At 40.2% G+C, this 11,520-nt stretch carries 13 protein-coding genes; 2 read left to right on the top strand and 11 right to left on the bottom strand.

Annotated features, from left to right (window positions below; genetic code table 11):
- Positions 1-5: 5 nt before the first annotated feature.
- Positions 6-1,460: a metalloprotease TldD gene (tldD, locus tag AC0UA9_RS14105; protein WP_475660815.1), complete on the top strand. Its 1,455-nt coding sequence runs from the start codon at positions 6-8 to the stop codon at positions 1,458-1,460.
- A gap of 83 nt (positions 1,461-1,543) precedes the next feature.
- On the opposite strand, the gene yjgA is transcribed toward tldD, so the two are convergent.
- Positions 1,544-2,068, bottom strand: a complete 525-nt coding sequence (gene yjgA / locus AC0UA9_RS14100) for a ribosome biogenesis factor YjgA (protein WP_475660813.1) — start codon at positions 2,066-2,068, stop codon at positions 1,544-1,546.
- 230 nt (positions 2,069-2,298) lie between these two features.
- Here yjgA and pmbA point away from each other — a divergent pair, with 230 nt between their 5' ends.
- Positions 2,299-3,678, top strand: a complete 1,380-nt coding sequence (pmbA, locus tag AC0UA9_RS14095) for a metalloprotease PmbA (RefSeq protein WP_475660810.1) — start codon at positions 2,299-2,301, stop codon at positions 3,676-3,678.
- Positions 3,679-3,772: 94 nt separating this feature from the next.
- Here pmbA and mgtE read toward each other — a convergent pair whose 3' ends face one another.
- The 10 genes from mgtE to kdsC form a co-directional block, all read right to left on the bottom strand.
- Positions 3,773-5,131 (bottom strand): magnesium transporter, encoded by a 1,359-nt coding sequence (gene mgtE / locus AC0UA9_RS14090; protein ID WP_475660807.1) that lies wholly within the window; start codon positions 5,129-5,131, stop codon positions 3,773-3,775.
- 131 nt (positions 5,132-5,262) lie between these two features.
- The gene (locus AC0UA9_RS14085) at positions 5,263-5,601 is read right to left on the bottom strand and encodes an HPr family phosphocarrier protein (RefSeq protein WP_475660804.1); all 339 of its coding nucleotides are present in this window, start codon (positions 5,599-5,601) and stop codon (positions 5,263-5,265) included.
- Between the two features lie 7 nt (positions 5,602-5,608).
- The gene (rapZ, locus tag AC0UA9_RS14080) at positions 5,609-6,463 is read right to left on the bottom strand and encodes an RNase adapter RapZ (protein WP_475660802.1); all 855 of its coding nucleotides are present in this window, start codon (positions 6,461-6,463) and stop codon (positions 5,609-5,611) included.
- 76 nt (positions 6,464-6,539) lie between these two features.
- Entirely contained in the window at positions 6,540-6,992 is a 453-nt protein-coding gene (gene ptsN / locus AC0UA9_RS14075) for a PTS IIA-like nitrogen regulatory protein PtsN (RefSeq protein WP_475660800.1), read from the bottom strand.
- Positions 6,993-7,016: 24 nt separating this feature from the next.
- Positions 7,017-7,304 (bottom strand): ribosome hibernation promoting factor, encoded by a 288-nt coding sequence (gene hpf, locus AC0UA9_RS14070; protein WP_475660797.1) that lies wholly within the window; start codon positions 7,302-7,304, stop codon positions 7,017-7,019.
- A 43-nt stretch (positions 7,305-7,347) separates the two neighbouring features.
- The gene (locus AC0UA9_RS14065) at positions 7,348-8,859 is read right to left on the bottom strand and encodes an RNA polymerase factor sigma-54 (protein ID WP_475660795.1); all 1,512 of its coding nucleotides are present in this window, start codon (positions 8,857-8,859) and stop codon (positions 7,348-7,350) included.
- A 132-nt stretch (positions 8,860-8,991) separates the two neighbouring features.
- Complete coding sequence (gene lptB / locus AC0UA9_RS14060; protein ID WP_475660793.1) at positions 8,992-9,756, bottom strand: LPS export ABC transporter ATP-binding protein; 765 nt, start codon at positions 9,754-9,756, stop codon at positions 8,992-8,994.
- A complete protein-coding gene (lptA, locus tag AC0UA9_RS14055) occupies positions 9,737-10,291 on the bottom strand; it encodes a lipopolysaccharide transport periplasmic protein LptA (protein WP_475660791.1) in 555 nt (184 codons plus the stop codon). The genes lptB and lptA overlap by 20 nt, the downstream gene beginning before the upstream one ends.
- Positions 10,292-10,298: 7 nt before the next feature.
- Positions 10,299-10,934 carry an LPS export ABC transporter periplasmic protein LptC gene (gene lptC / locus AC0UA9_RS14050; protein ID WP_475660789.1) on the bottom strand — a complete coding sequence of 212 codons (636 nt, stop codon included), beginning with the start codon at positions 10,932-10,934 and terminating at the stop codon, positions 10,299-10,301.
- Complete coding sequence (gene kdsC, locus AC0UA9_RS14045; protein WP_475660857.1) at positions 10,931-11,479, bottom strand: 3-deoxy-manno-octulosonate-8-phosphatase KdsC; 549 nt, start codon at positions 11,477-11,479, stop codon at positions 10,931-10,933. Before kdsC ends, lptC begins: the two co-directional genes overlap by 4 nt.
- Between the last annotated feature and the right edge of the window lie 41 nt (positions 11,480-11,520).

Genomic DNA, 11,520 nt, shown 5'->3' with positions numbered 1-11,520 from the left:
TATAAATGAATAATGTTGAACAAGTTTTATTAGCAGACAGCCAGATTGATGACGATTTTTTATCAAAAACATTAAATAGCATGATGGGGCGACAAGTTAACTTTGCTGATCTTTATTTCCAGTCTAGTCAGCATGAGTCATGGGTGCTGGAAGACGGTATTGTTAAAGAAGGCTCATATAATATTGAACGCGGTGTTGGCGTACGTGCCATATCAGGCGAGAAAACAGGCTTTGCCTATTCAGACGATATATCACCGCTAGCCTTGCAGCAAGCGGCTGACGCTGCTAAAGGTATAGCTGATGCAGGGCAGGGTGGACAAGTGCAAGCGTTTAAACGCGATTCGCCAATTAAAATTTATCAGTCAGTTGAGCCCCTTGGTAGTTTAACACAAGAGCAAAAGATAGACTTACTACACCAAGTTGAGGCCCATGCTAGACAAATAGATAAACGCGTAAGCCAAGTTATTGTGAGCTTGTCAGGTGTTTATGAAAAAATATTAGTGGCAGCAACTGATGGCACTTATGCTACCGATATTCGTCCTTTAGTGCGCTTGAACTGTTCAGTGTTAGTAGAGGAAAATGGTAAGCGTGAGCGTGCAAGTGCTGGCGGTGGCGCTAGAACTGATTACAGCTACTTCTTTGAAGTAGAAGCTGGCAATGCTTTTATAGATAAACCGCGCTACCTTGCTTATGCTGAAGAAGCGGTACGTCAAGCATTGGTTAATTTGGTCGCTGTTGATGCACCCGCGGGCACGTTTCCTGTGGTATTAGGCGCTGGGTGGCCGGGTGTGTTACTGCATGAAGCTGTAGGGCACGGCCTAGAAGGGGACTTTAACCGTAAAGGCTCGTCAACCTTTTCAGGAAAAGTTGGCAGTAAAGTTTGCTCAGATCTTTGCACGATTGTTGATGACGGCACTATAGCCGATCGCCGTGGTTCATTGACCATTGATGATGAAGGCACGCCAGGACAATATAATGTCTTAATTGAAAAAGGCATTTTAAAAGGCTATATGCAAGACAAGCATAACGCGGCTTTAATGGGAGTTAACCCCACAGGTAACGGCCGACGAGAGTCATATGCACATTTACCTATGCCACGTATGACTAACACTTACATGCTAGCGGGGGAGTCAAGTCCGGCAGATATTATTAAGTCAGTTAAAAAAGGTATTTATGCGCCGAATTTTGCGGGCGGGCAGGTTGACATTACTTCAGGGAAATTTGTTTTTACGAGTTCAGAAGCTTATTTAATTGAAAATGGCGAAATAACCACACCAATTAAAGGAGCCACCTTAATTGGTAGCGGCCCAGAAGCCATGAAAAAGGTCTCTATGGTTGGGAATGACCTTAAACTCGATGCTGGCGTTGGTGTATGTGGTAAAAACGGTCAAAGTTTGCCTGTTGGTGTTGGACAACCGACCTTAAGAGTTGATGAAATGACTATTGGAGGTACACAGTAATTAGCCAGTAATTTGGCGCGAATGACTAGGCTTTAGCGCTTGCATATGAGTGCCAAAGCCTACTAGCGCCTAAGGGAGTACTGTTAACTATTGTCTTTAAGGTAATCAAATAAATTTTTGTAATGTTTCCCTAGTTTTTCAAGCTTTTTTTCTTTTGCTGCATTGCGCACCAGTTGCTTTAGTTTTTGTCGCTCCATTTGTTCGAACTCTGTGAGCAGCGCTTCAATAGCATCATTGCCCTGCTCTATTAATTCGTCTCTTAAAGCTTCTAAGCGCAAAAATTTGGCGGTGGCTTGTTGGTGTTTGTTTTCCATAACACTAATGGCTTGATAAATAGGCTCAAGATCTATTTCAAGTAATAACTTGGTGATATGTCGTACATGCCGGCGTAGCGCTTCATGCTTGTTTTTAATTTTGTCAGCCACCACCATGGCGTCTTTTAACTCTTCATTTAAAGGAATATGGCTGCGTTGGTGCTTTGACATTTCAACTAAAGATTGAGCAAAATCTTGCAACTTGTGCATTTCTCGCTTTACTTCAGATTTACTTTTTAATTCTTCGTCTATTTCTGGGGTTGAATCGTCGATATCGTTGGCTGAGTGAGGCATAATAGTTGCTAATGTAAATTATATAAATATTACTTTTATTATAGCCTAAATTTATGTGCTCTTGATACGTCAAAAGCCCTGTAACTGGTACGATTTTTGTTTTTAAGGTATACGTGCAAATGGCAAAATAGCGGAAGTTGATCTTTTAATGCGCTACCTTAAAACTAAATACGCTAAAACTAATTGTAAACACATTCAAAACTAACGTTAACATAAGCAGATAATAACCTATGACCAAAGTGAACCAAGCTAGTGATCCATTAATTGAACAACTTGACCAAGTAAAAAACAGAGTAGCGACAGTGTTAGAGCTTGCTAAATCTTTAGGCGCAGACGGTGCTGAAGTAGCCATGAGTCGTCAACAAGGCCTGAGTGTTGGTACGCGTCTTGGTGAAGTTGAAAATGTTGAGTTTACAAATGATGGCGCTTTAGGAATCACGGTTTATCAAGCAGGAAGAAAGGGCAGTGCATCAACCGCTGATTTGTCTGAAAAAGCGCTAAAACAAGCCGTTGAAGCCGCTGTGAATATTGCTAAATACACCTCAGTTGATGATTGCTCTGGTTTAGCTGATAAAGCATTGCTTGCCATGCAAGCAAAAGATCTCGACTTATACCACCCTAAAGCGTTAACCACCGAACAAGCGATAGAGATTGCTCAAGCATGTGAACACAGTGCATTAAATAGTGATAAACGTATCACTAATTCAGACGGTGCTAATTTAGATTGCTTTTCAGGCTTTAAAGTTTATGGTAATAGCCATGGTCAATTGGTGGGTTATCCGAGTTCAAGACACAGTTTAAGTTGTGTTGTTATTGCTGGCAGTGGTGATGCTATGGAGCGCGATTATGCTTATGACGTTAATCGTGATTTTTCATTATTAGACAGTGGCATAAGTATTGGTCAACAAGCAGCGAAAGAAGCGCTATCACGTTTAAACCCACAAAAGCTGTCGACCATGAAGGTGCCGGTATTATTTCGTGCTGATATTGCTAATACCCTCTGGGGGCACTTTATTGCCGCGATTAGCGGTGGCAACTTATATCGTAAGTCATCGTTTTTATTAGATGCATTGGGGAATGAGGTTTTCCCGAGTTTTCTCTCAATTAATGAGCGTCCTCATATTGCTAAAGCACTCGCGAGTAGCGCATTTGACAATGAAGGTGTTTTGACAAAAGACAGAGACATCATTACTCATGGGGTGTTACAAACCTATCTCTTAACCAGTTATTCTGCCCGTAAGTTAGGGCTTACTACTACGGGGCATGCTGGTGGTATTCATAATTGGTTAGTGAAGGATAAAAATATAACAACGAAAGGCAGTAAAGCCGCAGACTTTGATGCCATGTTAAAAGCCTTAGGTACAGGCTTGTTGGTTACTGAATTAATGGGGCAAGGGGTCAATGTGGTGAATGGTGACTATTCTCGCGGTGCTGCCGGATTTTGGGTTGAAAATGGTAAAATTGCGTATCCGGTTAGTGAAATTACCATTGCGGGTAACTTGGCGGAAATGTTTAAAGGTATTGTCGCTGTTGGTGCTGATGTTGATAAACACGGGAGTATTAATACAGGTTCAATCTTAATCGATAACATGCAGGTGGCAGGCCAGTAATTTATCTTTTCATCAGGTGTTAGCAGAAGTGCTGAGGAATGGGGATGTAAATAATGTTACTAACACCTCGCACTTCACACCTAGCACTTAAGCCTTATGTTAACAGTAGGGTTGCTGTGCCTAAAAAAGCAAATATCCCCACTACATCAGTCACAGTCGTAATAATGACGCTCCCTGCAAGCGCTGGGTCAATGTTGAAGCGTTTAAGTATTAGTGGAATAGCAACACCTGCTAAGCCCGCTGCCGTCATGTTCATTAGCATCGCAAAAGCAATAACGACGCCTAGCATTATATCCTGTTTCCAAATAGCGACCACGCTTGCAATTAATAATGCCCAAATAATACCATTAAGAAAGCCTATGGCTATTTCCTTGTGTAAGAGCGCGCGAGCATTACTATTACCTACATGACCTAATGCCATACCACGAATAACTAAAGTTAAGGTTTGATTACCGGCAACACCGCCCATGCTCGGTACTAAAGAGTTAAGGACCGCTAATACTGCTAGTTGTTGAAAAAGTCCCTCAAACATACTGGTAACTGCAACGGCTAATAAAGCGGTTACTAAGTTAACCCCTAGCCACAATGAGCGCTGCTTTGTACTTTTTATCACAGGTGCAAAGGTGTCGGCTTCATCGTCTAAGCCCACCATGCTCATCATTGAATGTTCAGCATCCTCACGAATAATATCAATGACATCATCAATGGTAATTCGGCCTAATAAATGCCCTTTTTGGTCGATAACAGGTGCTGAAAACCAGTCATATTTTTCAAATAATTGTGCGACTTCTTGCTCGCTCATGTTGGCTTGCACCACTTCAATTTCTGCATCAATTAATGTTGAAATGATAACTTCAGGTTTTGCCGTGACAATAGAGGCTAATGAAACGGCACCAATGAAATGATTGGTTCTATCAACAACGTAAAAAGAGTCTGTTGCTTCTGGCAGTTGGCCCTTTAACCGTAAATAGCGTAATACTACGTCAACACTGACTTCAGGGCGTAAAGTAATGGTGTCGGTATTCATGATACCGCCGGCAGTATCATGCTCATAAGATAATGCTGTTTCTACCCGGCTTCTATCTTGGGAATCCATAGAATTGAGCACTTGCCTATAAACGCTGTCGGGCAGGTTACGCAATACTTCAGCTAAATTATCAACATCCATGCCTTCGGCAACAGCAGCGAGTTTTTCAGGCTTTATACTGGGTAATATGCTTTTGCGTACTTCCTCAGTTAGTTCTTCAAGGACTTCACCGTGGTGTTCGCTATCGATAAGCTGCCATAATACTGCTCGGCTTTTAGCTGGAGAGGATTCAAGGAATAATGCTAAGTCATAGGCAGACATGCCTTGTAATAGCTTACGTACATAAACAAACATGCCACTATCTAAGGCACTATTGACTTGCAGTAGTCTTTGTTGGATATTTTCTTGTTCTATTATTTCTGACATAGCGACCTTACTTGAGCGTGGTAAACGCAGTCAACAGAGTAAAGGGAAATATCAACGCTATTAAACACTCAAATGAAGGGTTAATAGACTTAATATTTATGTTATTTATTGCTTTGGTTATTTAATGTTATTTATTCATCTTCGTCAAATTTATCGCCAATTAACTGGCTTATAGCTGCTAAAGCGGCTGGCGCATCAACTCCCTGAGCGGTTACTTTTACAACTTTTCCTTGCCCGCCAGCTAATAACATAATAGCCATTATACTGTTGGCGTCAGCTTCTTTTTGCTCAAGCGATAAGGTGATGTTCGCCGAAAAACTTTGGCAAAGTAAGGCTAGCTTACTTGCAGCTCTGGCGTGCAAGCCTAACTTATTAATAATGGTAATTTCTTTACTTACGATGATATTGGTATCCGCTGTCTCTGCAGTTGGTGTGCTGCTTGCTGCTAATTTAGGCTTATGTGATGGCATAATGGCGTTACTCAATGCTTTTTTTTATATCTCGATGATGCGTTTGTACATTTTTTTGTTCTTTGATAAAGTTTCTTGCTAATAATTCAGCAATATAAACCGAGCGGTGCTTGCCGCCTGTACAACCAATAGCAATAGTAACATAACTACGGTTATTGCGCTCTAAGTGAGGCAACCAAGTCATCATAAAGCTATTAACTTGCCAAATAAATTTAGTGACAATGGGCTGGCTGGCAAGAAAGTCTATTACTGGTTGCTCTAAGCCAGTATAGGGTTTTAACTCTTTTTCCCAATGTGGGTTAGGGAGGAAGCGCACATCAAATACATAGTCAGCATCGGCTGGAATACCGTGTTTAAAGCCAAATGATTCAAAAACAAGCACCATATTACCCGTTTTTTTGCCCAGTATGCGCTCGCGCACTAAATCAGCTAATTGGTGTGGGCTTAATTCGCTGGTGTTAATGTATAAGTCAGCATTGATTGAAATTGGTGTTAACAATTCTTTTTCTAGTGCTATGGCTTGGTCTAAGGCGATATTATTTTTGATCAGTGGGTGCAACCGTCTGGTTTCACTGAACCGTCGAATCAGATCGTTATCATCGGCATCTAAAAATAAGGTGGTAACATCAACGGCATTGGGTAAATATTCAATGATTTCTTCTATATCTTGCGGGTTGTTAGGTAAGTTTCGCACGTCTAGACTTACGGCGACATTTTCATAATCATTAATCACGGTGTGCGTTAATGCTGGCAGTAAATTTACGGGAATATTGTCAACACAATAATAACCTAAATCTTCTAATACTCTTAATGCTACAGACTTACCTGAGCCAGAGCGACCACTAACAATTATAAGCTTCATATATTAAATCTCAATTGCGGATAAAAAAAGTCGAGAAACGAGGGTGTTACAAGTTGTCACTTTGCTTGTTTAAAATTTAAATGGCTTGCTGAATCAGGTCAAACATTGCTTCTTGGTTTATACACTTGCGTACTTTTTTAGCTGTTTTACGATCGCTAAAAAGCTTTGCAATGCTTTGCAGTGTTTCTAAATGTTCCTGTGTGTTATTTTCAGGGACAAATAAACAAATAAATATATCAACTGGCTGGTTGTCAATAGCGTCAAAATCAATGGCTTGTTCAGTGGTTAAAAAAACAGCAACCGCTTTGTCTGTATTACTGAGCCTAGCATGAGGAATGGCAATGCCGTTACCAATACCTGTGCTGCCCATTTTTTCTCGGCTCAGTAAGCTATCTAATAGATCGGTTGGATTTACATTGCCTAATTCCTGGGCAGCAAGCTGACATATTTTTTCAAGTAAGCGTTTTTTACTGCGAACTGGTACTGCACATTGCGTGCAGTCCAGTGTTAAGATATTTTGTAGTGTCATAATAATTTAAGTGGTGGCGCTAAGCTAATGTTGGGTTATTTTGCCTTTATATTTGAGTATCTGGCGGTCGAGTTTATCAACCAAATTATCTATTGAACTATACATGTCGGTATTCACCGCAGAGGCATGAATTTCATTACCTTTTAAATGCACTGTGGCTTCTGCTTTTTGATCTAACTTCTCTACCGTTAATACTACGTAAACATTAGTAATATGGTCAAAGTGACGCTCTAACTTGGCTAGCTTTGTTTCAACATAGTTGCGTAATGATGAAGTGATATCTACATGATGGCCCGTAAGATTAATTTGCATAAGTATGATCCTTCTTTAGTTCAATTAAAAATAAAGTTACTGATTATAGTAAACTTTTACGTTGGTTCGACGGTGGAATAGCTAAAGACTCTCGATACTTAGCTATTGTGCGCCTAGCAACGTTAATACCCTGCTCGGCTAGTAAATCAGCCATTTTACTATCACTTAGCGGTTTAGCAGGTATTTCCGCTAAAATGAACTTTTTAATTAACGATCGAATAGCAGTAGACGAACATTCACCGCCATTTTCAGTGCTAACATGGCTTGAAAAAAAATATTTTAATTCAAAAATACCTCGTGGCGTATGCATATACTTCTGTGTTGTTACACGAGAAATTGTAGACTCATGCATATCGACCGCTTCAGCGATATCATTTAAAACCATTGGCCGCATTGCTTCTTCACCATGTTCTAAAAAGCCTTGTTGGCGTTGTACAATACAGTTTGATACTTTGAGTAAAGTGTCGTTGCGTGATTCTAAACTTTTGATAAACCACTTGGCTTCTTGTAAATTAGCGCGAATAAATTGGCCGTCGTTACTCGATGACTTTGTTGTTTTAGTCATGGCGGCATATTGTTGATTGACTGACAGCTTAGGAGCGCTATCAGGGTTTAACTCAACCACCCAGCGGCCATTTTTTTTCTCTACGGAAACGTCAGGAATCACGTATTGATCATCGCTTTTATCAATCACATCACCAGGGCGAGGGTTTAAACTTTGAATTAACCGCATCACTTCACGTAAGTCATCCTCTTTCAGCCGTGTTTTACGCATGAGTTGACGGTAATCACGGCTACCCAGTAAATCAATATGCTCTCTGATAATTAATTTGCTTTCTGTTAAGTAAGGAGTGTCAGAACTAAACTGGTTTAATTGAATTAGTAAACAGTCAGCAATCGACGGCGCGGCAACCCCTATAGGATCAAATACATTAATACGTTTTAGAACGGCTTCTACTTCATCAAGCTCTAGCCCTTCAATCCCGACACTCTCTAAAATATCTTCACTTGAAACCGTTAAGTAACCTGCATCGTCTACAGCTTCAATAATTGCTATGGCAATGGCTCTATCGGTTTCAGAAAAAGGCGTTAACTCCATTTGCCATAAAAGGTGATCTTGAATTGAGTCAGTTGTTTCACCTTGATAGGTGTAATCTTCTCCTGGGCTACTAATAGCACCAGTGTTTGAGGTGCCGGCACTGTAGCTTTCTTCCCAAGTTGTATCTATGTTTAACTCTTCAGGAATATCACTTTTTTCCATGGCTTCTGTCGTACTAATTTCATCAATGCTTGCCGATGGTTCTTCACTGGTCGTTGTTTCAGCTGTGGCTGAAAAGGCCTCTTCAAGTCTCTCTGAACTATCGTTAGCGCTATTTTCCGTATCAGCGCTAGATCTGTCTTGTTCACTTATTTCAAGTAGAGGGTTGCTTTCAAGTACTTCTTGTATTTCTTGCTGAAGCTCTAACGTAGACAGCTGCAACAGCTTGATCGCTTGTTGCAGTTGCGGTGTCATCGTTAATTGCTGTCCTATTCGGAGTTGCAGAGTTGGGCGCATCTACTTTTTTTACTTCCTATTAATAAATATTGCTAACATTATGATAACTAATTTAAAAATTACTTTTAGTCACTTAAGGTTAGTATAGCCTAAGTGAGTTCAGTATAGCCAAAGTTCTCATGCTTAAGTTAACTATAGCGTGAATTGTTCGCCTAGGTATACATCTCTTACCGTTTGATTCGCAAGAATTTGATCAGAGTCACCTTCAGCAATTATTTCACCATGACTAACAATATATGCATGTTCACATACATCAAGTGTTTCACGCACATTATGATCAGTAATTAATATACCAATACCGCGATTTTTAAGGTGAATAATTATTTTTTTTATATCACCAACAGAAATTGGGTCAACACCTGCAAAGGGCTCATCAAGTAGAATGAACTCAGGATCAGCGGCCAATGCCCTTGCTATTTCTACCCGTCTTCGTTCACCACCTGACAGGCTCATACCCAAGTTGTCTTTAATGTGACTAATACTAAACTCTTCTAGTAGTTGTTCTAGTTTACTTTGCCTTTCGTGTTCATTAAGGCCCTTGCGAGTTTGCAAAATAGCCATAATATTATCAGTAACTGTGAGCTTTCTAAATATCGAGGCTTCTTGGGGTAAATAGCCTATGCCACGTCTTGCTCGTTCATGCATAGGAGCAAGGGTAACGTCTTCATCGTTGAGTATAATTTGGCCGTTGTCATTTGGAACTAAACCGACAATCATATAGAAAGACGTTGTTTTTCCAGCGCCATTAGGGCCTAGCAAACCAACAATTTGGCCAGCACTTACAGCTAAACTAACGCGCTTAACGACTTTTTTATTTTTATAAGACTTTGATAAATTTTGAGCTATCAAGGTTGATTTGCTCGATATATCGTCAGCTTTATGGTTTGTTACTGTCATTGTTTTTCTTATCTTGTTGGGCTTTTATTTGAGCAGGCTGTAAAATAGTGGTTACCGATTCATTTTGACCACTAATCGCTTCTAATTTTTCACTTAATGTGTTGTAAGTAATTGTTTCACCAGTAACTTTGCTACCAGCTTGCTTAACTTGTGCGTTACCTGAAATAGTAATGATGTATTGATCTGGTTGATATTTTATTTCATTTGCTTGCAAGCTAATTAAGCTCCCGTCTTCTAATTCTTGTTTGAAAATAGCGGGTTCACCTTTGGCAAGGTAGGTGTCATATTTTTCGTTAGTTGCCTCATCATGATGGCTATATACCTGAACAATATCAGCAACGATAGAAATAGAGCCTTGGCTGATATTTACGTCGTCTAAATAACTTGCTATTTTATTTTTTAAATCAGCAGATTGCCGCTTAGATTTTATGGTGATTTCTTGCGTAAGATCTTTTTTTGCAGCAGAAGCTGGTAGACCTAACGAGAGCAGTAGTGTGCTAAATAATAGCGCTTTGCTAAGGTTTTTAAGTGTCATGAAGGTATTAACTATTGTTTTTTTTGTAAATGGTACGCACATGTTCAGTTAAAGTCATCTGTTTAGTGTTTAAGTCAATGATCAAACCAGAGCCATACATGGTGAAGTCTTTACCTTGCACCATCACTGTTTGCTCTGAGCTGATAATATTAGTATTTAAATCAAGCTCTAAATATTTACAGTATATTGCTTGTATTAAGCTATTTTTATCGGTTGCACTTAAGTGTACGCGATGATTTAAAATAACCCTATTGTTTTTATACAGTGTTGCTTCTTTTGCACTTAGTTTCCACGGTGGGTTTTGCGTACTAGCAAGCTTAGGTAGACTGTTATTTAGGTTATTGCTGTTAGGCGTTGAGATTTTATTAGGGTGATTTTGGGGATATAGGGTGTAATTGGGTAACTCAAAGTGCGTGACCTCAAGCTCTGCGTAATGCTCCATGCGATCAGCAATGATTGCATGGGAAAGTTGTCCTGTGTCGGTATAAATATCGGTTTTGAGTGCTTCGGCAATAAAATCAGGGGTTAACTTGTTTGCAACACCTGTTTCTGGTGCTTTTTCTGCCTGGCGCCACTCAATGATGCCGTAAGCGGTTGCCCCCATGAGTAACACTAAAAAAGCGAGGGTATTGGCGCGTGTCATATACTTGCGCCTGTTGCCTGGTTAAGTGAGCCTTGACATTGCATGATTAAATCACACACTTCTCTTACAGCACCAAAACCACCGCGGGTAAAAGTGATGTAATCAGCGTTTGCACATACCGTAGGGTGTGCATCAGACACAGCAATACCTAAGTTAACATAATTAATACAGGCTAAATCAGGGATGTCGTCACCTATATAGGCTATTTCATCTGGGGTTAAATTAAGCTGATTGGCCAGTTTGGTTAATGCAGGAAGTTTATCTTCCTGCCCTTGTATAATGTGTTTAACGTTTAAAGCGGCCATTCGGTTGGCCACTATTGCTGAGCGTCTCCCCGTTATAATTGCAACTTCAACACCGCTGCTGCCTAAGGCTTTTATGCCAAAGCCATCTTTGGTATGAAAGGCTTTTAGTTCTTCGCCGTCATTACCTAAATAGATTCGGCCATCAGAAAAAACGCCATCGACATCACAGACCAATAATTTTATATTTTTTGCGCGTGCTAACGTGGTGTGACAAACCTCACCGTATAATGTGTTCGCCATGTTATTGGGCTTTGGGCTGTCACTCTGTTTTTTAGCGTTCA

It is taken from the genome of Colwellia sp. F1 (genome assembly GCF_056238625.1).
Note: the sequence above shows the minus strand (reverse complement) of the source record. Positions and strands in the feature narration are given on the sequence as shown.